This window comes from Serratia sp. JKS000199, assembly GCF_900215455.1.
GTDB lineage: Bacteria > Pseudomonadota > Gammaproteobacteria > Enterobacterales > Enterobacteriaceae > Serratia > Serratia ureilytica.
The window spans coordinates 1,081,053-1,102,781 of record NZ_LT907843.1; the positions used below are offsets into that span (position 1 = coordinate 1,081,053).

Genomic DNA, 21,729 nt, shown 5'->3' on the forward strand with positions numbered 1-21,729 from the left:
TAAAGCCCGCTGGCGGCGACGTGTCGCCTGAATGATCCTGCTTGCTTGCCGTGACGCGTCTTTGCTCATGGCTGAGCCGATGGGAGAAAAGCGATCAAAATTTCGCTGGATCTGGCGATATTCGCCGTTATCTGCGGCATCCTGCCGCTGTTGGTTTTACCGCAGTTGCCTGAGCAATGGCTGCTGTGGCCGCTTTTGCTTGTTGTCTGTTTACTGCTGCGCACGCGCAGGCCATTCTGCCGTTATTTGGCCTGCCTGGGGTTGGGGTTCGCCTGGGCGGTTTTCAATGCCGGAAGCCTGATCGGGCAAATGGAGCGTTTGAGCCGCGGGCCGGAAGTGACGGCGGTGGTGCAGGTAAGCAGCATCGCGTTGAATCCGGCCGCCAGCAAGCAGACGCTAATGCGTATCGAGCGGATCGATGGCCATTGGCTGGCGCCTGCATTGATGTTTACCACGCTATGGGCCCCGGAACAGCAGCGGCTGTGCGCCGGGCAGCGTTGGCAATTGAAACTGCGCTTGCGGCCGGTGCACGGCAAGCTCAATGAAGGGGGCTTCGACAGCCAACGCTGGGCGATCGCACAGCGCCAGCCGTTGACGGGCCTGGTCAGGCAGGCCCGTTTGCTGGATGGCGGTTGTAGCCTGCGTCAGCGCATAATCAGCCATGCGGAAACCAACATCGGTGAGCTGCGTTACAAGGCGGTATTGTTGGCGCTGGCGTTTGGGGAGCGAACCGCGCTGGAACAGCCTTTACGCACGCTGATGCTGAAAACCGGCATTGCGCATTTAATGGCCATTTCAGGGCTTCATGTGGCGATGGTCGCCATTTTGTTCTGGGCTGCGCTGCGGGCGCTGCAGTTTTTTCTGCCCTCCCATCTGATTGGCTATCGTTTTCCTCTGGTCGCGGGCTGGGTGGCGACGCTGATCTATGTCTGGTTGGTGGGCGCCCAGCCGCCGGCGGTGCGTACCGTGTTGGCCATGACATTGTGGATGTTGCTGCGCCTGCGCGGCGTTCATTGTTCTTCCTGGCAGGTGTGGCTATGGTGTATCGGGCTGATTTTGCTGTGCGATCCGCTGGCGGTATTGTCAGACAGTTTCTGGCTATCGGTGCTGGCGGTAGGTTGCCTGATTTTTTGGTTTGAATGGGCGCCGCTCGGTGAGCGATTCCGGTCGGCCTGGTATTTGGCGCCGGTGCGCTGGCTGCATATTCAGCTCGGCATGACGCTGCTGCTGGTGCCGATGCAGGCCGCGCTGTTTCTGGGCCTGACGCTCACCTCGCTGCCGGCCAATCTCTGGGCGGTACCTATTGTCTCATTGGTGACGGTGCCGCTGATTTTGCTGGCGGTGATATTTGGCTTCTTTCCCTCGTTAAGCTACGGGCTATGGTGGCTGGCGGACTTCACGCTGCACTGGGTGTTTGTGCCGCTGCATTACCTGCAACGCGGTTGGGTGGATCTGGGGGCTGCCTCGCTGTTGGCCAGCGTGGCGGGGTGGCTCATCGTCTTCTGTTGGCGTTTTCATTGGTGGTGGCGTTATGCGTCGGGGCTGGCGACGATAGCGATATGCTGCGTGCTGTGGCGGGAAAAAGAACCGGCTTACCGCTGGCGAGTCGATATGCTTGATGTCGGGCACGGTTTGGCGGTGGTCATTGAGCAAAACGGCAAGGGAGTACTGTATGATACCGGCGATCGTTGGCCGGGTGGCAGCGCCGCCGAGCGCCATATTTTGCCGATGCTAAACTGGCGGGGTATTGAACTGGAACAGATCATTATCAGCCATGACCATCTCGATCATACCGGTGGGCTGCCTGCAGTGCGGCGGGTGTTTCCACAGGCTACGGTGCGCAGCCCGATGCGCGGGGAGGGGCACTTGCCCTGCGTCGCCGGTGCGCGCTGGCGCTGGCAGGGGTTGCAATTCGAGGTGCTGTGGCCGCCGAAAACGCGTAAAAAGCCGGGCAATGACGACTCTTGCGTGATCCGTATCGACGACGGGAAACACAGCCTGCTGCTGACCGGCGACGCGGAAAAAAAGGCGGAGGCGCAGCTGCTCCGATTGCGGCGCGATCGCTTGGCGGCGACGGTGTTGCAGGTGGGGCATCATGGCAGCAAAACCTCTTCCACGCCGCCGTTTCTGCGCGCGGTCAATCCTCAGGCGGCATTGGCGTCAGCATCTCGTTACAACAAATGGCGTTTGCCGGCGCGTAAAGTGGTCGCCAGATACCGGGCAAATGGCATTATATGGCGCGATACGACGCGCTCCGGCCAGTTATCGGTACTTTTTTTCGACAACGATTGGCAAATTAAGGGCTTTCGCGAACAATTAATGCCCCGTTGGTACCATCAGCGGTTTGGCGTAGAGGGTGATAATGAGTAAAATAGGCCGCTATTTCTTCCGATGCTGGTATTTGCATGATGAATGATAAAGATCTCTCGACCTGGCAGACATTCCGTCGACTCTGGCCGATGATCACTCCTTTTAAGACCGGGCTGATTGTAGCCGCCATTGCGTTGATTATGAACGCAGCGGGGGACACGCTGATGCTGTCTCTGCTTAAACCGCTATTGGACGATGGGTTTGGAAAAACCGACAGCAGCGTGCTGGTGTGGATGCCGTTGGCCGTCATCGCGCTGATGTTGATGCGCGGCGTAACCAGCTTTGTTTCAAGCTACTGCATTTCCTGGGTTTCCGGCATGGTGGTGATGCAGATGCGCCGCCGCCTGTTTGGCCACATGATGAGAATGCCGGTGGCCTTCTTCGATCAACAGTCCACCGGGACCCTGTTGTCGCGCATTACCTATGATTCCGAACAGGTGGCTTCCTCCTCTTCCAGCGCGCTGGTGACCGTGGTGCGCGAAGGGGCTTCGATCATTGGCCTGTTCATCATGATGTTCTATTACAGCTGGCAGTTGTCGGTGATCCTGATCGTGCTGGCGCCGATCGTCTCCATTGCCATTCGCCTGGTGTCCAAGCGTTTCCGCAACATCAGCAAGAACATGCAGAACACGATGGGGCAGGTGACCACCAGCGCCGAACAGATGCTGAAAGGCCATAAAGAAGTGCTGATCTTCGGCGGCCAGCAGGTGGAAACCGAGCGCTTTAATTCGGTCAGCAACCGCATGCGTCAGCAAGGCATGAAGCTGGTTTCCGCGTCTTCGATTTCCGATCCGATCATTCAGCTGATCGCTTCGCTGGCGCTGGCGTTCGTGCTGTTTGCCGCCAGCTTCCCAAGCGTGATGGAAACCCTGACCGCCGGTACCATTACCGTGGTGTTCTCGTCGATGATTGCGCTGATGCGTCCGCTGAAGTCGCTGACCAACGTCAATGCCCAGTTCCAACGCGGGATGGCGGCGTGCCAGACGCTGTTCTCCATTTTGGATATGGAACAGGAAAAAGATACCGGCACCCGCGAAGTGAAGCGCGCGAAAGGCGATATCGAATTCCGCAATGTCACCTTCTACTACCCGTCCAAGGAAACGCCGGCGCTGCGTGATATCAACCTGAACATCGCCGAAGGCAAGACCGTAGCGCTGGTGGGCCGTTCCGGTTCGGGGAAATCGACCATCGCCAACCTGTTGACGCGTTTCTATGATATCCAGGAAGGCGAAATTCTGATGGATGGCCACGATCTGCGCGAATACACCCTGGCCTCACTGCGTAATCAGGTGGCCCTGGTTTCGCAAAACGTGCACCTGTTCAACGACACCATCGCCAACAATATCGCCTATGCGCGTGAGAGCGAATACAGCCGCGAGCAGATCGAGAAAGCGGCCGAAATGGCGTACGCGATGGACTTCATCAACAAGATGGAAAACGGCCTGGATACGGTGATCGGTGAAAACGGTGTCATGCTGTCCGGCGGCCAACGCCAGCGCATCGCCATCGCGCGCGCGCTGCTGCGTGACTGCCCGATCCTGATCCTGGATGAGGCGACCTCTGCGCTGGATACCGAGTCCGAGCGGGCCATTCAGGCCGCGCTGGACGAACTGCAGAAAGACCGAACTTCACTGGTGATCGCGCACCGTCTGTCGACCATTGAAAAGGCGGACGAGATCCTGGTAGTGGAAGACGGCCGCATCGTCGAACGCGGTGAGCACGCCGAGTTGCTTGAGCGGCAGGGCGCCTATGCGCAGCTGCACCGTATGCAGTTTGGTCAATAATGATTGAGCGCATCTGGTCCGGCGGTTCGCTGCTTTATCTGGCGCTATTGCCGCTCTCGTGGCTGTATGGCCTGTTCAGTTGGCTGATCCGCCTTAGTTACCGCTGCGGCCTGCGTAAAAGTTGGCGTTCGCCGGTGCCGGTCGTGGTGGTGGGTAATCTCACCGCCGGCGGCAACGGCAAAACGCCGATGGTGATCTGGCTGGTGGAGCACCTGCAGCAACGGGGCTACCGAGTTGGGGTGGTGTCGCGCGGCTACGGCGGCAAGTCAGCGGTCTATCCTCTGGTGCTGGGTCAGAATACGTCGACCCGCGAGGCGGGCGATGAGCCGGTGCTGATTTATCAGCGTACCGGGGCGCCCGTGGCGATCGCGCCCAAGCGCGCCGAGGCGGTGCAGGCTCTGCTGCAACAACAGCCGCTGGATGTGATCATCACCGACGACGGCTTGCAGCACTACGCTTTACAGCGTGACTTCGAGCTGGTGGTCATCGACGGTGTGCGTCGGTTCGGTAACGGCTGGTGGTTGCCGGCCGGGCCGATGCGCGAGCGCGCTGCGCGGCTTGGCAGCGTCGATGCGCGCGTCGCCAATGGCGGCGTGGCGCAGGCCGGGGAAATTGCCATGCGTCTGCAGGCGCGTGATGCGGTGAACCTGCTGAGCGGTGAACGTCGCCCGGCGGCCGAGCTGCCGCGCGTGGTGGCGATGGCGGGTATCGGCCATCCGCCGCGTTTCTTCGCGACGTTGGAAAAGTTGAACGTCGAAGTCGTGCAGGAAGTGGCGTTTGCCGATCATCAGGAATATCAGCAGGCGCAGCTGGCGGCGTTGGTTAATGCAGATCAAACGCTGTTGATGACGGAGAAGGACGCGGTGAAGTGTCGCGCCTTTGCCCAGCCCAATTGGTGGTATCTACCGGTTGATGCGGTGCTACCGTCCGCTCAGGCTGAGCAACTGCTGCAGGATATCGAGTCCCTGCTGTCCAAGTAATCTCAGGATGCCAGCGTGACAAGCCCCAAGGCTTGCGCGCAGGCTTCCAGCGAGCGCTGCTGGGTTTGCTGATACAGCGCCAGCTCGTCGATCACCTCACTGCCCAACGCTTGTTCAAACGCTGCCCGGCTTGACGCCGCATTGTACTGTGTATGGCGGCTGTCCCCCAGATTCGATTGGAAAATCCCCGCCGCGCTGACCGGCAGAAAATCTTCATATACCAGTGGCTGGAAGCGAACGTGTTCTTTCTCGATCAGTTGCTCCAGGGTGCTGTGCTTATCCAGTGATTCTTTGGCCGCCAGGCCGCATTCGGTCGGGAAATAGCGGAACCAGGCCAGCTGTTGCTCGCGCAGCGTGGCGTAATCATCCGGAAACGCCCGGAAGTTTTCTTCCAGCAGCTGATAATAGCGTTCGGCATTTTTCTCGCTCGGCGGCGCCTGCAGCGCATCGTTGGTGGCCTTCAGCAGGCGGTCGTAGAGTTCTCTTCCTTTAGTCGTCAGCGCCACACCGCGCTGTTCAATCTCGCCGAAGCGCGCGGTATGATGACCGGCGACGACGCGGCCGTCATGCTCGACGAAATCGACGCGTTCTTCCAACGCCTTGAAGCTGGTCTGGCGCAGCAGGATCGCGCGACGGCGACGCGGCGGGCCCTCGATGACCGCCTTGGGCGTAATGCCGCGGGCGGGCATCGCCTGCTGAACGCGATCGATATCCAGCGTGCGCGGTGTCAGATGATTGATATGCGGCCCTTTAAACGCCACCACGTCGGCGATCAGGCGATGCTGATCGTGCAACTGCCGGTATTCTTCGGCGCTGACCGTCGCCTGGTTGTGCCAGCGGAAGGTTTCCAGCGCTTGTTCGACAAATTCTTGCGCCTGCACCTCATTCAGCCCGCCTTGCGCTTCCTGCAGCGCGATCAGTTCCAACGCGCGATCGGTAAAGATGCGGCGGCGCGCCAGCAAGCGCTCAGCCAGCTCACGCAGCGCGGGATCTTCTATCAGCTCCAGGCGCAGCAGGGAGGTAAACACGCGGAACGGACTGATTTGCAGGGCGTCTTCGTGTACGGCGCGAAAGGCGGTCGAGTGCACGGGAACGCCCGCCACCGACAGATCATAGTAACCGACCGGCGCCATGCCCATCACCCGGAACAGACGGCGCAGGGTGGCCAGTTCGTCCGCCGTGCCGACCCGGATCGCGCCGTGGCGCTCCATCGCAAGGCGTTCGATCTCGCCGGTGATTTGCAGTTGATGAGCCAGTGCGGCATCTTCGCGCAGAACCTGTCGGTTGGTTTCCGCCACCAGTTCCAGCAGATCGCCGTACAGCGGTACCTCCTTTTGGTACATGTCCGACATCGCGTGAGAGAATCTGGCGCGGATTTCATTAGGTGAAACGAACTGCTGGGCGGTCATGCGCATAGCTCCTTGATTCAGCATAATCTGAAAAATAGTGTTTTTAGCGGCAAAAGTGCTGGCGAAAAAGCCGTCTGCCTTGTTTTCCCCTCAAGTTTAGCCATCTGATTTGGGATTTGTTATAGACGTGGCAAGCATATTAGAGTTTTATGCGTTAGCTCTCATTTGCAGCGCACGGACGGACAAATGATGCCCCGGTGAGGAGGGGAATGCGATGGTTCGGCCGCGGCGAGCGTTAAATTAAGTCATGCATATTCAGAGGGATAAAAATAAATTCGGCGTATTTATGAATTTAATGCAATAAACCCCTTGTGCATTCACCATTTTTATGAGTAAATGCAAGTCGGCCTGTAATCCAGACCTATTTATGTTCGAGTTTAGAGTTAAGCAGTTCCTCCAAAAACGTTATCATCCGATTCCGCTTCAAAGACGAACCTTCTAAGTACCTCCCATAAGTAATGTTTCTGAAATGGCCGCAATTGCCTCTTATGGCAGATTTTGTAAATATATTTAAAGGTAAAAGTAATGTCTAAGAAGACGGGTCAAGTTAAGTGGTTCAACGAAAGCAAAGGTTTTGGTTTCATTGAGCAGCACGATGGCGGCAAAGATGTATTCGTACACTTCTCCGCAATCATGACCGACGGTTTCAAGACCCTGGCTGAAGGCCAGCGCGTCGAGTACACCATCCAGGACAGCCCGCGCGGGCCGGCTGCCGCCAACGTAGTTGCTCTGTAAGAAGACAGGGAACGCGTATAAAGAGATCTTAATACAACCATGGTGACGCTCAGCGCTGAGTCATGCGGAAGATATTAAGTTCAACAAGCCCGCCTTAGTGCGGGTTTTTTAATTTTTTGCTCACGAGAGGTTTGTTACGAAAAACTTTAGGATGGGCTGGTAGCGTCCAGACAATATAAAAAATGACGTTGTCAAGGATGCTCAAGTAAAAGGATATAAGTTATGTTTAAAAATACTGTGTTAAAAATGGGCCGTGTGAAATGGTTTAATCAGGCCGAAGGCTATGGTTTTATTTCACCGGTAGATGGCAGCGACGAAATCTATGTCAATCGTAACGCTATCGCCAACACCAAAAATAAGTCGTTGAACGAAGGTCAGAACGTTGAGTTCTCGATCTATCGCAGCTCGCATGGGCTGTCCGCGGCAGACGTTATCGCGTTCTGATCGCATCCTCCTTCCTCGCCAGTGCCGGTGTCGCCACCCGCAAGCACTGGCGAAGATAAATCCCGCGATATCCACTATTATCAGGCCATTGCCTACTCGCCACGGATATCAGGATGACCACCCCGACCATTTCCCTTACCGCCGCTCGCGCGCTGCACCTTGCCGCCCAGGGGCTGCTTTCTCCGCTTAAACGCCAGGCTCGGCCCGATGATGTCGTGAGTGCGATCCAGCGCATGGGGCTGTTACAAATCGATACCATTAGCGTCGTTGCTCGCAGCCCGTATCTGGTGCTGTTCAGCCGTTTGGGAGCCTATCAGCCGGAGTGGCTTGAACAGGCGCTCGCCGGCCGCAAGCTGTTCGAGTATTGGGCGCACGAGGCCTGTTTCCTGCCGATCGAAGATTTTGGTCTGCTGCGCCACCGCATGCTGGCGCCGCATGATATGGGCTGGAAATACTCCGCCGACTGGGTGCAGCAGCACCAGGCCGCGATGGACAGCTTGCTGCGGCACATCGAACAACAGGGGCCGGTGCGCTCCGCGGATTTCAGCGCCGAGAAGAAGGGCAACAGCGGGTGGTGGGACTGGAAACCAGAGAAACGGCATCTGGAGATCCTGTTTACCGCCGGCAAGCTGATGGTGGCCGAACGTCGCAATTTCCACCGGGTTTACGATCTGACCGAAAGGCTGCTGCCGGCCTGGGACGATGCGCGGCATGCGCTGCCCGTGGAACAGGCGCGCCGGCAGATGCTGTGCCGCACCTGCCGCTATCTGGGCATTTTCCGCGCCGAGTGGTTGGCGGACTACTATCGGCTGAAGCGCGTGGCGCCAAAAGACTTGCTGGCAGCGCTGCAGGAACAGGGCGAGATTACGCCGGTGCGGGTCGAGGGGCTGGAAGGACCGTTTTATGTGCATGAATCACTGGCGGAACTGCTGCCGCTGGCGGAGCAGGGCAAACTCAAATCGACGGTCACCAGCCTGTTGTCGCCTTTTGATCCGGTGGTGTGGGATCGTCGTCGGGCGCTGGAGCTGTTCAACTTTGACTATCGGCTGGAGTGTTACACGCCGAAAGAAAAACGCCGCTACGGTTACTTCACGTTGCCAGTGCTGCATCGAGGCGACCTGGTGGGGCGGATTGATGCCAAGGCGCACCGACGCCAGGGCATCTTCGAGATCATCAGTTTCCATGCGGAGCCGCAGGTGCGCTTCGGCAAACAGCGAACGCAGGATATCCGGCAAGCCATCGCGCGCACGGCTCATTGGCACGGCGCGCAACGCGTTGCGCTGGGCGACATTCCGGCGGCGTTGGCCGCTGAATGGGGAGCCGGCTGGGAAGTGGGATAACGAGCGACGCCGTCGGTGGGGTAAAACGAAGTTAAGCGCCGCTCGTTACAAAGGGGGCTCAGTGGCTGAAGTTAGCGAACAGAGCGATGATTTTATGCAGACGTTTGATCACGTATTACGGTCTTTTTTGTGATTTTAATCACAAAATTCTACGCCGTGTGGCGCCGCAGTTCAAGCCATTGCGCGGGCGCCATGAGGAAATATCGGCGGCTTGGCGCCGCCGATGATTAACCTGAGGCCGGGCGTTATGCTATCCTCACAGCCTTCCCAGATGACCTATCCCCTTGCGGAGGATGCATGGACCACCGTTTACTCGAAATCGTTGCCTGCCCGGTATGCAACGGCAAACTCTATTTCAATAAAGAAAACCAGGAGCTGGTGTGCAAAGCGGACGGGTTGGCTTACCCGCTGCGCGACGGCATTCCGGTGCTGTTGGAAAATGAAGCGCGTGCGCTGTCGCTGGACGAGAAGCACGCATGAGTTTTATCGCTATTATTCCCGCCCGCTACGCCTCAACCCGTTTGCCGGGCAAACCGCTGGCCGATATTCACGGCAAGCCGATGGTGGTGCACGTGATGGAACGCGCCCGTGAGTCCGGCGCCAGCCGGGTCATCGTGGCGACCGATCACCCTGAAGTCGCCAAAGCGGTAGAAGCCGCCGGCGGCGAAGTGTGCATGACCAGCCCGGATCACCATTCCGGCACCGAGCGTTTGGCGGAAGTGATCGCGCACTACGGCTTTGCCGACGACCAGATCATCGTTAACGTGCAGGGCGATGAGCCGCTGATCCCACCCGTTATCGTGCGGCAGGTGGCGGAAAACCTGGCGGGCAGCCAGGCCGGCATGGCGACGTTGGCGGTGCCGATCGACAGCGCCGAAGAGGCATTCAACCCCAATGCGGTGAAGGTCGTGATGGACGCGCAGGGCTACGCGCTCTACTTCTCGCGCGCCACCATTCCCTGGGATCGCGAGCGTTTCGCCGCATCGAAGGAGAGCATCGGCGACAGCCTGCTGCGCCACATCGGCATCTATGCGTACCGCGCCGGTTTCGTGCGCCGCTACGTCAGCTGGGCGCCGAGCCAGCTGGAGCAGATCGAGCTGTTGGAACAGCTGCGCGTGCTGTGGTACGGTGAAAAAATCCACGTGGCGGTCGCGAAAGCGGTCCCGAGCGTGGGGGTCGATACGCCGGAAGATCTCCAGCGCGTGCGCGACAGCATTCAACCCTGAGCCTGATTTCGTCGGCGCGGCGCGCAACGCGCCGACGATGCAATACCTCCCATTATTGATCCCCGTTTTGTTGATCTGCGTTGAAGAATTTTTCCGCTCACCGTTCGATGATGTTACGCATACCCCCTTATTAGCCTGAGGTGAATGCCTTATGGAGCAGTTACGCGCCGAACTGAGCATCGTGCTGGGTGAGTCCGTCAGCCGGCTGGAGCGGGTGAGCGAGCAGCCTTATGCGCACATGTATTCACTGTACGATCGCCAGGGCAACGCTATCCCGCTGATGGCGAAAAGTTTTATCTGCCAGGGCATCGCCCAGCAGGAGGCGTACAAGCTGTCGATGCTGGCGCGCGACGGGGATATCCGCCTGCCCACGGTGTACGGCGTGGTATGCACCCACCAGGCGCCGTATACGGAAATCCTGCTGATCGAGCGTCTGCGCGGCGTGTCGGCCGAAGCGCCAACGCGTTCGCCGGATCGCTGGAACATGTTAATGGAGCAGATCGTTGACGGGATGTTGGCCTGGCACCGCATCGACAGCCATGGCAGCGTCGGCACCGTTGACAGTACGCAGGAGAATGACTGGTTTTGCTGGTATCAACAGCGGGTCGAAGTGCTGTGGGCGACGGTGGTCAATCTCACTACCCCGCAGCTGACCATGGCAGATCGGCGTTTGCTGTATCGCACGCGCGAAGCGCTGACCCATTTCTTCGTCGGTTTCGACGATCCCTGCGTCCTGGTGCACGGTAACCTGTCGCTGCGCAGCATGTTGAAAGATCCCAAAAGCGATCAGCTGTTGGCGATGCTTAATCCCGGTGTGGTGCTGTGGGCGCCGCGCGAATACGATCTTTTCCGCCTCTGTGAAGCGGGCATGCCCAGCCAACTGTTGTTCAGCTATCTGCAGCGGGCGCCGGTCGCCGACGCTTTCCTGGCGCGGCGCTGGCTGTACGTGGTGTGGGAAGCGGTAGGGCGTTTGATCCATACCGGCAAGCTGGAGCGGCAGCCGTTCGACTATGCGTCGCAACAGCTGCTGCCCTGGCTGGCCGGTTGAACGGGGCCTTACTCGGCGCCGGCGCTATCCGCGCCTTTCAGCCGCTGCCACAGACTGCCCAGCGTTTCATACCAGGCGCGCTCGGTATGGCCGAGGAACATGGACGACGGCGTGGCGCGATCCCAGATATTCAGCGGCGAGTCGATCGCCAATTGGTTGGCCGGGGCCGGGATCGGGTGCAGGCCCTTAGCCTCGAAGAAACGCATGGCGCGCGGCAGATGGTTGGCGGAAGTCACCAGAAGGAAGGGGTGTTCGCCGACCAACTTGGCTACCTGAGCGGCTTCTTCCTCGGTATCGCGCGGTTCCCCCAGGATCACCATGTCGCTGCGCGGCACGCCCAGGCTTTCCGCTACCAGCGCTGCCGTGGCGGCGTTGCTCTGCATGCGTCCGCCGGGCGCGCCGGTAAACACCATCCTGGCGCCAGGGTGCGCCAGATAGAGCCGCACGCCCTCCGTCACGCGCGGCAGACTGTTGCCGAGCAGGTTCGAGCTGGGTGCCCAGTCGGGATTGTAGGTATAGCCTCCGCCCAACACCACGATGTAGCTGACCGCATCGTTGCCGCGATATGTCTGGTATTCGGCTTCGATCGGCCGCAGCAGGCGGTCGGCCACCGGTTGCAGGCTGAAAAGCAGTAAAAACAGCCAGCTCAGCGTGAAAATCGTCTTACCGCTTTTTTGCCAGCGGGTGAACCACAGCAGCAGCAGCGCCAGCCCCATCAGCAGCATCAACAGCGGCAGCGGCATCAGCAGAGCGCCAAAGAACTTTTTCAGGTTGAACAGCATCGAAAATCAGATCCTTTTGAGTGAAAAAACGGCATCCAGGCATAAACAGGCCGCAAGAAGATACATTCTAAGCCAGTCTGTGCCAAAATAGCAGGTTTGAATGGGCGTGCGCTTTGCCGCCGACAAGACTGAGATCAGCGGAGCCGTTGTCCATGCAGGATCGTAATTTTGACGATATTGCTGAAAAATTTGCGCGTAATATTTACGGCACCACGAAAGGAAAAATCCGCCAGGCGGTGGTTTGGCAGGATCTGACCGGGCTGCTGGCCCAGTTGCCGCAGCGGCCGCTGCGCATCCTTGATGCCGGGGGCGGTGAAGGCCATATGGCTTGCCAACTGGCAGAATTAGGACATCAGGTGTTGTTGTGCGATCTTTCTGGTGAGATGATCCAGCGCGCCGCGCAGCTGGCGGAGCAGAAAGGTGTGAGCCAGAACATGCAATTCGTACAAAGTTCTGCGCAGGATATCGCTCAACATTTGGAACAGCCGGTTGATCTGATATTGTTTCATGCAGTGCTTGAATGGATCGCTGAACCCGTGGCGGCGCTGCAGGCGTTGTGCGATTGTCTGACGCCGGGCGGCGCGCTGTCGCTGATGTTCTTCAACGCCAACGGTCTCTTGATGCGTAACGTGGTGTTGGGTAACTTCCAATTGGTGGATCCCGAGGTCAGACGGCGCCGCAAGCGTTCGCTGTCGCCGCAATATCCGCACGATCCGCTATTGGTCTACGGCTGGCTGGAACAGCTGGGCATGCGCATCAGCGGCAAAACCGGCGTGCGGGTGTTCCACGACTATCTGCAGAGCAGACAGCTGCAAACCCAAAAATTTGAAGAGTTACTGGCGCTTGAACAGCACTATTGCCGGCAGGAGCCGTACGTGAGTTTGGGGCGCTATATTCACGTCATGGCGCATAAACCAAACCTGAAGGACGAACTATGAGTGAATTTTCCCAGACAGTACCCGAACTGGTCGCCTGGGCACGGAAAAATGATTTCTCTATTTCGCTCCCTACGGAGCGTCTCGCATTTCTGCTCGCTATCGCCACCCTGAATGGCGAACGGCTGGACGGCGAGATGAGCGAAGGTGAGCTGGTTGATGCATTTCGCCATGTCAGCAAGGGTTTTGAACAGACGCATGAAACGGTGGCGATGCGCGCCAACAATGCGATCAACGACATGGTGCGCCAGCGCCTGTTGAACCGCTTTACCAGCGAACTGGCGGACGGTAACGCGATTTACCGCCTGACGCCGCTGGGTATCGGCATTACCGATTACTATATTCGCCAACGCGAATTCTCCACGCTGCGTCTGTCGATGCAGCTGTCGATCGTGGCGCAGGAACTGAAGCGCGCCGCCGATGCCGCCGACGAGGGCGGCGACGATTTCCATTGGCACCGCAACGTGTTCGCGCCGTTGAAATATTCGGTGGCGGAAATCTTCGACAGCATCGACATGACGCAACGCGTGATGGACGAGCAGCAGCAGAGCGTGAAAAATGACATCGCGGCGCTGCTGAGCAAAGACTGGCGGGCGGCGATCTCCAGCTGCGAAATGCTGCTGTCGGAAACCTCAGGCACCCTGCGCGAACTGCAGGATACGCTGGATGCGGCGGGCGATAAGCTGCAGGCCAACCTGCTGCGCATCCAGGACGCGACCCTCGGCAACGTGGAGCTGGGCTTCGTCGACAAGCTGGTGTTCGATCTGCAGAGCAAGCTGGATCGCATCATCAGCTGGGGTCAACAGGCGATCGACCTGTGGATCGGCTACGATCGCCACGTACACAAATTTATCCGTACCGCTATCGATATGGATAAAAACCGCGTGTTCGCCCAACGCTTGCGCCAGTCGGTGCAAACCTATTTCGACCACCCGTGGGCGCTGACCCATGCCAATGCCGATCGTTTGCTGGACATGCGCGACGAAGAACTGGCGTTGCGCAGCGAGGAAGTGACCGGGGAACTGCCGCCGGATCTGGAGTTCGAAGAGTTCAGCGAGATTCGCGAACAGCTGGCGGCGATGATCGAAGAGGCGTTGAAGGTGTACCAGGAACAGCAGATGCCGCTCAACCTTGCAGCGGTGATGCGCGATTACCTGGCGCAATATCCGCGTGCGCGTCATTTCGACGTGGCACGTTTAGTGGTCGACCAGGCAGTGCGCCTCGGTGTGGCTGAAGCAGATTTCTCAGGGTTGCCGGCGGAATGGCAGGCAATCAATGATTACGGAGCCAAGGTCCAGGCCCATGTCATCGACAAATATTGAACAAGTAATGCCAGTCAAGCTGGCCAAAGCGTTGTCCAACTCGCTGTTCCCGGCGCTGGACAGCCAACTGCGCGCGGGTCGTCACATCGGTATCGATGAGCTGGACAACCACGCCTTTTTAATGGATTTCCAGGATGAGCTGGAAGAGTTTTACAACCGTTACAGCGTCGAGCTGATTCGGGCGCCGGAAGGTTTCTTCTATTTGCGCCCGCGCTCCACCACGCTGATCCCGCGTTCGGTGCTGTCCGAGCTGGATATGATGGTCGGCAAGATCTTGTGTTACCTGTATCTCAGCCCCGAGCGCCTGGCGCACGAAGGCATTTTCAGCCATCAGGAGCTGTACGATGAACTGCTGAGCCTGGCGGATGAGAACAAGCTGCTCAAGTTCGTCAACCAGCGCTCTACCGGTTCGGATCTCGATCGGCAGAAGCTGCACGAGAAGGTGCGCACCTCGCTGAACCGCCTGCGCCGCCTCGGCATGGTCTATTTCATGGGCAATGACAGCAGCAAGTTCCGCATTACCGAGGCGGTGTTCCGCTTCGGCGCCGACGTGCGCAGCGGCGACGATCCGCGTGAAGCGCAGCTGCGCATGATTCGCGACGGCGAGGCGATGCCGGTTGAAACCAGCCTGTCGCTTAACGATGAGAATGACGCTGAGGATCAGCAGGTTGATAACGCTCCTGACGGTGCAGAGGATGAACAGGAATGATTGAACGCGGTAAATTTCGCTCGCTGACGCTGGTTAACTGGAACGGCTTCTTTGCCCGCACCTTTGATCTCGATGAGCTGGTGACCACGCTGTCCGGCGGGAACGGGGCGGGGAAATCCACCACCATGGCGGCCTTCGTCACCGCACTGATCCCCGATCTGACGCTGCTGCACTTCCGTAACACCACCGAAGCGGGCGCCACCAGCGGTTCGCGCGACAAGGGCCTGCACGGCAAGCTGCGCGCCGGCGTATGTTACTCCACCCTCGACATCGTCAACTCGCGCCACCAGCGCGTGGTGGTTGGCGTGCGTCTGCAGCAGGTGGCGGGACGCGATCGCAAGGTCGATATCAAACCTTTCACCATCCAGGGCCTGCCGACCGCGGTACAGCCGACTGAATTGCTGACCCAGACCGTGGGTGAGCGCCAGGCGCGCGTGCTGTCGCTGCAAGAGTTGAAAGAGCGCGTGGAAGAGATGGAAGGCGTGCAGTTCAAGCAGTTCAACTCGATCACCGATTACCACTCGCTGATGTTCGATCTGGGCGTGATCCCAAAACGCCTGCGTTCGTCCGCCGATCGCAGCAAATTCTATCGTCTGATTGAAGCGTCGCTGTACGGCGGCATCTCCAGCGCCATCACCCGCTCGCTGCGCGACTACCTGTTGCCGGAAAACAGCGGCGTGCGCAAGGCGTTCCAGGACATGGAAGCGGCGCTGCGCGAAAACCGCATGACGCTGGAAGCGATCCGCGTTACCCAGTCGGATCGCGACCTGTTCAAGCATTTGATCTCCGAGGCCACCTCCTATGTGGCGGCGGACTATATGCGCCACGCCAACGAACGCCGCATCCACCTGGACGGGGCGCTGGCGCTGCGCAGCGATCTGTTGGGCAGCCGCAAGCAGCTGGCCGCCGAACAGTATCGCCATGTGGAAATGGCGCGTGAGCTGAGCGAGCAGAGCGGCGCCGAATCCGATCTGGAAACCGATTACCAGGCCGCCAGCGACCACCTGAACCTGGTGCAGACGGCGATGCGTCAGCAGGAGAAGATCGAACGCTATGAAGCCGATCTGGAAGAGCTGACCTACCGCCTGGAAGAGCAGAACGAAGTGGTGGCCGAGGCGAGCGAGCAGCAGGCCGAGAACGAAGCGCGCGCCGAAGCGGCCGAGCTGGAAGTGGACGAGCTGAAGAGCCAGCTGGCCGACTACCAGCAGGCGCTTGACGTGCAGCAGACCCGCGCCATTCAGTACCAACAGGCGCTGCAGGCGTTGGAGCGCGCGCGCGCGCTGTGCCAACTGCCGGACCTGACCGCCGACAACGCTGAACAGTGGCTGGACACCTTCCAGGCTCGCGAGCAGGAGGCGACCGAAGCGCTGCTGATGCTGGAGCAGAAGCTGAGCGTGGCCGACGCCGCGCACGGCCAGTTCGAGCAGGCCTATCAGCTGGTGGGTAAAATCGCCGGCCAGGTCAGCCGCAGCGAAGCCTGGCAGTGTGCGCGCGAATTGCTGCGCGACTGGCCTTCGCAGCAACACCTCGCCGAGCGCGTTCAGCCGCTGCGACTGCGCCTGAGCGAACTGGAACAGCGCCTGCGCTCGCAGCAGGACGCCGAGCGCCTGCTGCAAGAATTTTGCAAACGCCATGGTCAGGAGTACCAGCCGGACGATCTCGACATGCTGCAGCAGGAGCTGGAAGAGCGCCTGGAAGCGCTGTCGCAGAACGTCAGCGAAGCCGGCGAACGCCGCATGGAGATGCGCCAGGAGCTGGAGCAGATCCAGCAGCGCATCCGTGAACTGACGGCGCGCGCGCCGGTGTGGCTGGCGGCGCAGGACGCCCTGAGCCAGCTCAGCGATCAGAGCGGAGAGCCGCTGGAAAACAGCCAGCAGGTGACCGAATACATGCAGCAGCTGCTGGAGCGCGAGCGTGAAACCACCGTCGAGCGCGACGAAGTGGCGGCCCGCAAGCGCGAAGTGGAAGCGCAGATCGAACGTCTCAGCCAGCCGGGCGGCGCGGAAGATCAACGCCTGGTCACCTTGGCCGAACGTTTCGGCGGCGTGTTGCTGTCGGAAATTTACGATGACGTCACCATCGACGACGCGCCTTACTTCTCGGCGCTGTACGGCCCTTCGCGCCACGCCATCGTGGTGCCGGATCTGTCGCTGGTGCGCGAGATGCTGGAAGGGCTGGAAGATTGCCCGGAAGATCTTTACCTGATCGAAGGGGATCCGCAGTCGTTCGATGACAGCGTATTCGCCGTCGAAGAGCAGGACAAAGCGGTGGTGGTGAAGATCGCCGATCGCCAGTGGCGTTATTCCCGCTACCCGGAAGTGCCGTTGTTCGGCCGCGCGGCGCGCGAAAACCGTCTGGAAGTGCTGCATGCCGAGCGTGAAACGCTGGCGGAGCGCTATGCCACGCTGTCGTTCGACGTGCAGAAAACCCAGCGTTCGCATCAGGCCTTCAGCCGCTTTATCGGCACCCATCTGGCGGTGGCGTTCGACGCTGACCCGGAAGCGGAGATCCGCAATCTGAACGCCCGTCGCGGCGAGATCGAGCGTGCGCTGAACAATCACGAAGCGCAGAATCAGCAGCAGCGCCAGCAGTACGATCAGGCCAAAGAGGGCATTTCCGCGCTCAACCGCCTGATGCCGCTGGTGTCGTTGCTGAACGATGAAACGCTGCAGGATCGCGTCGACGAGATCCGTGAAGAGCTGGAAGAAGCGCAGGACGCCGCGCGCCACATTCAACAGCACGGGGTGTCGCTGACCAAACTGGAGCCGCTGCTGTCGGTGCTGCAGAGCGATCCGCAGCAGCATGAACAGCTGCAGCAGGACTACGCGCAGGCGCAAAGCGTGCAGCGTCAGGCCAAACAGCAGGCGTTCGCGTTGACAGAGGTGGTGCAGCGTCGCGCGCACTTCAGCTATACCGACTCCGCCGGCATGCAGAATGCCAACAACGATCTCAACGACAAGCTGCGCCAGCGTCTGGAACAGGCGGAAGCCGAACGCGCCCGCGCCCGTGAGCAACTGCGTCAATATCAAACCCAGTTCACCCAATACAGCCAGGTGCTGGCCTCGCTGAAAAGCTCGTATGACGCCAAGCGCGACATGCTGAAAGAGCTGAGCCAGGAGCTGGTGGATATCGGCGTGCAGGCCGACGCCAACGCGGAAGCGCGCGCGCGTCAGCGCCGCGACGAGCTGCATGCGGCGCTGAGCAACAACCGCGCTCGCCGCAATCAGTTGGAGAAACAGCTGACCTTCTGCGAAGCCGAAATGGATGGCCTGCAGAAGAAACTGCGCAAGCTGGAACGCGACTACCATCAGCTGCGCGAGCAGGTGGTGACCGCCAAGGCGGGCTGGTGCGCGGTGATGCGTCTGGTGAAAGACAACGGCGTGGAACGCCGCCTGCATCGCCGCGAGCTGGCGTATATGGATGGCGACGAGCTGCGCTCGATGTCGGATAAGGCGCTCGGCGCGCTGCGTCTGGCGGTGGCGGACAACGAACACCTGCGCGACGTGCTGCGTCTGTCGGAAGATCCGAAGCGGCCGGAGCGTAAGATTCAGTTCTATATTGCGGTGTACCAACACCTGCGCGAACGTATCCGCCAGGACATCATCCGTACCGATGATCCGGTCGAGGCCATCGAGCAGATGGAGATTGAGCTGGGCCGTCTGACCGAAGAACTGACCGCGCGCGAGCAGAAGCTGGCGATCAGTTCGAAAAGCGTGGCCAACATCATTCGCAAAACCATTCAGCGCGAGCAGAACCGCATTCGCATGCTGAACCAGGGGTTGCAGGCCGTTGCTTTCGGCCAGGTGAAGAGCGTCCGTCTGAACGTCAACGTGCGCGAAGCGCACGCCACCCTGCTGGACGTGCTCTCCGAGCAACAGGAACAGCATCAGGATCTGTTCAACAGCAACCGCCTGACCTTCTCCGAAGCGTTGGCCAAGCTGTATCAGCGTCTGAATCCGCAGATCGATATGGGGCAGCGCACGCCGCAGACCATCGGTGAGGAGTTGCTGGACTACCGCAACTACCTGGAGATGGAAGTGGAAGTGTACCGTGGCTCCGACGGCTGGCTGCGTGCGGAAAGCGGCGCCTTGTCTACCGGTGAAGCCATCGGTACCGGGATGTCAATTCTGGTGATGGTGGTGCAGAGCTGGGAAGAAGAATCCCGCCGCCTGCGCGGTAAAGACATCTCGCCATGTCGCTTGCTGTTCCTCGATGAAGCGGCGCGTCTGGATGCCAAATCGATCGCCACGCTGTTCGAGTTGTGTGACCGTCTGGAGATGCAGCTGATTATCGCGGCGCCGGAAAACATCAGTCCTGAGAAGGGCACCACCTATAAACTGGTGCGTAAGGTGTTCCAGAACCACGAGCATGTGCACGTGGTGGGGCTGCGCGGTTTCGCCAGCGAGCCGCCGGCGCTGGGCACTGCGCCGGTCGAAACGCCGTAACGCAGAAAAACGCCCTAAAAATCTGAAAATAGCCGCCGCAGGGTGGCTATTTTTTTGTGCGCGTGGATGATAGTCCTGCTTTTTTATCCGTTGAAAAGCGGTTAGTTTAATCAGATAAACAGTAATTCGACGTCCGCAGGGCGAAACGGCCTTTCTGTTTGTATACTGAAGCTATATGCAGTTTTTTGACGTTTTTTTTGTGAGCATACAGGGGGCAAGGGATGTTGCTTAAAAAGGGAAACTCTCTACGACGTTTGGCGCTGAGTGGCGCTATCGCCTGTAGTCTTGTGTCGTCGTTTTCCGCATTGGCCACCGTAACGGCGTTACCGGTGGCATCAGCAGGCATGTCCGTTGCGCAGAGCCGTTCTGAACTGCTGGCCGCGTTGCCGCGCGGCATGGATCTGCACTACCTTTCCACGCTGGCGCCGCTGTATGCGGCGAATCATATGCAGCCGATGTGGCAGGATCGCGAGGCCGTTCAGCAGTTTCAACAGCAGCTGGCCGAGCTGGCGATGTCCGGCGTGCAGCCGCAGTTCACCCAATGGGTGAAGATGTTGACCAATCCGGCGCTCAATGACGTAGGCCGCGATGTGGTGCTGTCCGATGCGATGTTGGGCTATTTGCAGTTCGTGTCCGCTATCGGCGCCAACGGCACCAGTTGGCTGTACAGCAATATTCCCTACAAGCTTGGCTTGCCGCCCACTGCGGTGATCAACCAATGGCAGCTGGCGGTGCGTCAGGCGCGCACGCTGAGCTACGTGAATTCGCTCGCGCCGCAGCACCCGCAATACGCCAAGATGCATCAGGCGCTGCGCGATATGCTGGCGGATAACCGCCCCTGGCCACAGGTGGGCAGCGGCCCGAGCCTGCGCCCAGGACAAATGAGCAACGATATTCCTGCGCTGCGTGAGATCCTGACGCGCACTGGCATGCTGGCCGCTTCGGCGCCGGAGGCCGAGCCGGAGCCGGCGGTCGTCTCGGCGAAGAGCAATGAGCCTGATGACGGCGGGCTGACGGTAGACGAAGAGAAGGGGCGTGTGACGGTCAGTCCGTCGGCGGCGCCAGTGACGGAGTTGACCGCTGAACAGACGCCGCCGCAGGTCGGCAGCGTGGTGAGCGACAACCTCTACACCAACGAGCTGGTGGAGGGCGTCAAACGTTTCCAGAAATGGCAGGGGCTGACGGCGGACGGCGTGATCGGCGTGCGCACTCGCGAGTGGCTCAACGTGTCACCGAAAACCCGCGCCGCGCTGCTGGCGCTGAATATCCAACGTCTGCGAATTTTACCGGGGCATGTCGGCACCGGCATTATGGTGAATATTCCCAACTACTCGCTGACCTACTACCAGAACGGCAACGAAGTGCTGTCCTCCCGCGTTATCGTCGGGCGGCCGAGCCGCAAGACACCGCTGATGAGCAGCGCGTTGAACAACGTGGTGGTCAACCCGCCTTGGAACGTACCGACTACGCTGGTGCGTGAGGATATCGTGCCGAAGGCGATGCGCGACGGTAACTATTTCCAGAAACACGGCTATACCGTGCTGTCGGGTTGGAGCAACGATGCGGAGGTGATCAACCCGGCGATGATCGACTGGAGCATGGTCTCTGCGCGCAACTTCCCGTATCGTGTGCGCCAGGCGCCGGGCGCCACCAACTCGCTGGGGCGTTTCAAGTTCAATATGCCGAGTTCGGACGCGATCTACCTGCACGATACCCCGAACCACAGCCTGTTCCAGAAAGACATTCGCGCGCTCAGCTCCGGCTGCGTGCGGGTGAACAAGGCTTCCGATTTGGCAAATATGCTGCTGCAGGATGCCGGCTGGAACAATAGCCGCGTTTCCTCCACGCTGAAAGAAGGGAATACTACTTATGTGAATATTCGCCAGCGTATTCCCGTAAAACTGTATTATCTGACCGCCTGGGTTTCGGATGACGGCCAACCGCAATTCCGTACAGATATTTACAATTATGATAATACGGTGAGATCGGGCGCACAAATTTTGGCTCAGGCCAAAAAATTAATGCAGTAAATGCAGTAATTATAAATAAATAACGGTCAGAATGTTTGGCTATACCGCAGGCCCTCTTACCTGGGGGCCTGTAAACCTAGGCGTATCGCGGGTTGACTCAGCATACGCAGGCGGTTATGGTTCGGACAGTGCGCTGCTTTGTGCATTTATTTTGACATTCTTGCCGGGTT

Annotated in this window: 16 protein-coding genes; 14 read left to right on the plus strand and 2 right to left on the minus strand. The window is 59.3% G+C overall.

The window, feature by feature from the left end; genetic code table 11:
- Positions 1-138: 138 nt before the first annotated feature.
- Genes CPH57_RS05205 through lpxK form a run of 3 tightly spaced genes read left to right on the plus strand, consistent with a single transcriptional unit; the run spans position 139 to position 5,134 of the window.
- Positions 139-2,370 (plus strand): ComEC family protein, encoded by a 2,232-nt coding sequence (locus CPH57_RS05205; RefSeq protein WP_369825816.1) that lies wholly within the window; start codon positions 139-141, stop codon positions 2,368-2,370.
- Between the two features lie 35 nt (positions 2,371-2,405).
- Positions 2,406-4,154 (plus strand): lipid A ABC transporter ATP-binding protein/permease MsbA, encoded by a 1,749-nt coding sequence (gene msbA, locus CPH57_RS05210; protein ID WP_033642563.1) that lies wholly within the window; start codon positions 2,406-2,408, stop codon positions 4,152-4,154.
- Positions 4,154-5,134 (plus strand): tetraacyldisaccharide 4'-kinase, encoded by a 981-nt coding sequence (gene lpxK, locus CPH57_RS05215; protein WP_042784110.1) that lies wholly within the window; start codon positions 4,154-4,156, stop codon positions 5,132-5,134. The genes msbA and lpxK overlap by 1 nt, the downstream gene beginning before the upstream one ends.
- A gap of 2 nt (positions 5,135-5,136) precedes the next feature.
- On the opposite strand, the gene CPH57_RS05220 is transcribed toward lpxK, so the two are convergent.
- On the minus strand, positions 5,137-6,543 hold the full coding sequence (locus CPH57_RS05220) for a VOC family protein (protein ID WP_033642565.1): 1,407 nt from the start codon (positions 6,541-6,543) through the stop codon (positions 5,137-5,139).
- A gap of 525 nt (positions 6,544-7,068) precedes the next feature.
- On the opposite strand from CPH57_RS05220, the gene CPH57_RS05225 reads away from it, so the two are divergent.
- From CPH57_RS05225 to CPH57_RS05250, 6 genes are all read left to right on the plus strand, one after another.
- Positions 7,069-7,278 carry a cold shock domain-containing protein gene (locus tag CPH57_RS05225; RefSeq protein ID WP_004928244.1) on the plus strand — a complete coding sequence of 70 codons (210 nt, stop codon included), beginning with the start codon at positions 7,069-7,071 and terminating at the stop codon, positions 7,276-7,278.
- Between the two features lie 222 nt (positions 7,279-7,500).
- Positions 7,501-7,722, plus strand: coding sequence for a cold-shock protein (locus CPH57_RS05230; protein ID WP_004928241.1), 222 nt, complete (start codon positions 7,501-7,503; stop codon positions 7,720-7,722).
- A gap of 113 nt (positions 7,723-7,835) precedes the next feature.
- On the plus strand, positions 7,836-9,062 hold the full coding sequence (locus CPH57_RS05235; protein ID WP_033650676.1) for a winged helix-turn-helix domain-containing protein: 1,227 nt from the start codon (positions 7,836-7,838) through the stop codon (positions 9,060-9,062).
- Positions 9,063-9,359: 297 nt separating this feature from the next.
- Complete coding sequence (locus CPH57_RS05240) at positions 9,360-9,542, plus strand: Trm112 family protein (RefSeq protein ID WP_004928237.1); 183 nt, start codon at positions 9,360-9,362, stop codon at positions 9,540-9,542.
- Positions 9,539-10,288 carry a 3-deoxy-manno-octulosonate cytidylyltransferase gene (gene kdsB / locus CPH57_RS05245; RefSeq protein ID WP_033642567.1) on the plus strand — a complete coding sequence of 250 codons (750 nt, stop codon included), beginning with the start codon at positions 9,539-9,541 and terminating at the stop codon, positions 10,286-10,288. Before CPH57_RS05240 ends, kdsB begins: the two co-directional genes overlap by 4 nt.
- 151 nt (positions 10,289-10,439) lie before the next feature.
- Positions 10,440-11,336, plus strand: a complete 897-nt coding sequence (locus CPH57_RS05250; RefSeq protein ID WP_033642568.1) for a YcbJ family phosphotransferase — start codon at positions 10,440-10,442, stop codon at positions 11,334-11,336.
- 8 nt (positions 11,337-11,344) lie between these two features.
- Here CPH57_RS05250 and elyC read toward each other — a convergent pair whose 3' ends face one another.
- A complete protein-coding gene (elyC, locus tag CPH57_RS05255; RefSeq protein WP_042784114.1) occupies positions 11,345-12,118 on the minus strand; it encodes an envelope biogenesis factor ElyC in 774 nt (257 codons plus the stop codon).
- 152 nt (positions 12,119-12,270) lie between these two features.
- On the opposite strand from elyC, the gene cmoM reads away from it, so the two are divergent.
- The 5 genes from cmoM (at position 12,271) to ldtD (ending at position 21,559) form a co-directional block, all read left to right on the plus strand.
- Positions 12,271-13,056, plus strand: a complete 786-nt coding sequence (gene cmoM / locus CPH57_RS05260; RefSeq protein ID WP_033642570.1) for a tRNA uridine 5-oxyacetic acid(34) methyltransferase CmoM — start codon at positions 12,271-12,273, stop codon at positions 13,054-13,056.
- Positions 13,053-14,375: a chromosome partition protein MukF gene (gene mukF / locus CPH57_RS05265; RefSeq protein WP_004928228.1), complete on the plus strand. Its 1,323-nt coding sequence runs from the start codon at positions 13,053-13,055 to the stop codon at positions 14,373-14,375. Before cmoM ends, mukF begins: the two co-directional genes overlap by 4 nt.
- Positions 14,356-15,084 carry a chromosome partition protein MukE gene (gene mukE / locus CPH57_RS05270; protein WP_004928226.1) on the plus strand — a complete coding sequence of 243 codons (729 nt, stop codon included), beginning with the start codon at positions 14,356-14,358 and terminating at the stop codon, positions 15,082-15,084. Before mukF ends, mukE begins: the two co-directional genes overlap by 20 nt.
- Positions 15,081-19,529 carry a chromosome partition protein MukB gene (mukB, locus tag CPH57_RS05275; RefSeq protein WP_096242111.1) on the plus strand — a complete coding sequence of 1,483 codons (4,449 nt, stop codon included), beginning with the start codon at positions 15,081-15,083 and terminating at the stop codon, positions 19,527-19,529. Before mukE ends, mukB begins: the two co-directional genes overlap by 4 nt.
- 221 nt (positions 19,530-19,750) lie before the next feature.
- Entirely contained in the window at positions 19,751-21,559 is a 1,809-nt protein-coding gene (gene ldtD, locus CPH57_RS05280) for a L,D-transpeptidase (RefSeq protein ID WP_071991639.1), read from the plus strand.
- Positions 21,560-21,729: the final 170 nt, after the last annotated feature.

Excerpts from the sequence above, each read along its gene's own strand:
- CPH57_RS05230 (WP_004928241.1), top strand. The coding sequence starts at position 7,501 with ATGTTTAAAAATACTGTGTTAAAAATGGGCCGTGTGAAATGGTTTAAT.
- lpxK (WP_042784110.1), top strand. The coding sequence starts at position 4,154 with ATGATTGAGCGCATCTGGTCCGGCGGTTCGCTGCTTTATCTGGCGCTA.
- mukB (WP_096242111.1), top strand. The coding sequence starts at position 15,081 with ATGATTGAACGCGGTAAATTTCGCTCGCTGACGCTGGTTAACTGGAAC.
- mukE (WP_004928226.1), top strand. The coding sequence starts at position 14,356 with ATGTCATCGACAAATATTGAACAAGTAATGCCAGTCAAGCTGGCCAAA.
- CPH57_RS05240 (WP_004928237.1), top strand. The coding sequence starts at position 9,360 with ATGGACCACCGTTTACTCGAAATCGTTGCCTGCCCGGTATGCAACGGC.
- mukF (WP_004928228.1), top strand. The coding sequence starts at position 13,053 with ATGAGTGAATTTTCCCAGACAGTACCCGAACTGGTCGCCTGGGCACGG.
- CPH57_RS05250 (WP_033642568.1), top strand. The coding sequence starts at position 10,440 with ATGGAGCAGTTACGCGCCGAACTGAGCATCGTGCTGGGTGAGTCCGTC.
- CPH57_RS05220 (WP_033642565.1), bottom strand. The coding sequence starts at position 6,543 with ATGACCGCCCAGCAGTTCGTTTCACCTAATGAAATCCGCGCCAGATTC.
- CPH57_RS05235 (WP_033650676.1), top strand. The coding sequence starts at position 7,836 with ATGACCACCCCGACCATTTCCCTTACCGCCGCTCGCGCGCTGCACCTT.
- kdsB (WP_033642567.1), top strand. The coding sequence starts at position 9,539 with ATGAGTTTTATCGCTATTATTCCCGCCCGCTACGCCTCAACCCGTTTG.
- CPH57_RS05225 (WP_004928244.1), top strand. The coding sequence starts at position 7,069 with ATGTCTAAGAAGACGGGTCAAGTTAAGTGGTTCAACGAAAGCAAAGGT.
- msbA (WP_033642563.1), top strand. The coding sequence starts at position 2,406 with ATGATGAATGATAAAGATCTCTCGACCTGGCAGACATTCCGTCGACTC.
- elyC (WP_042784114.1), bottom strand. The coding sequence starts at position 12,118 with ATGCTGTTCAACCTGAAAAAGTTCTTTGGCGCTCTGCTGATGCCGCTG.
- ldtD (WP_071991639.1), top strand. The coding sequence starts at position 19,751 with ATGTTGCTTAAAAAGGGAAACTCTCTACGACGTTTGGCGCTGAGTGGC.
- cmoM (WP_033642570.1), top strand. The coding sequence starts at position 12,271 with ATGCAGGATCGTAATTTTGACGATATTGCTGAAAAATTTGCGCGTAAT.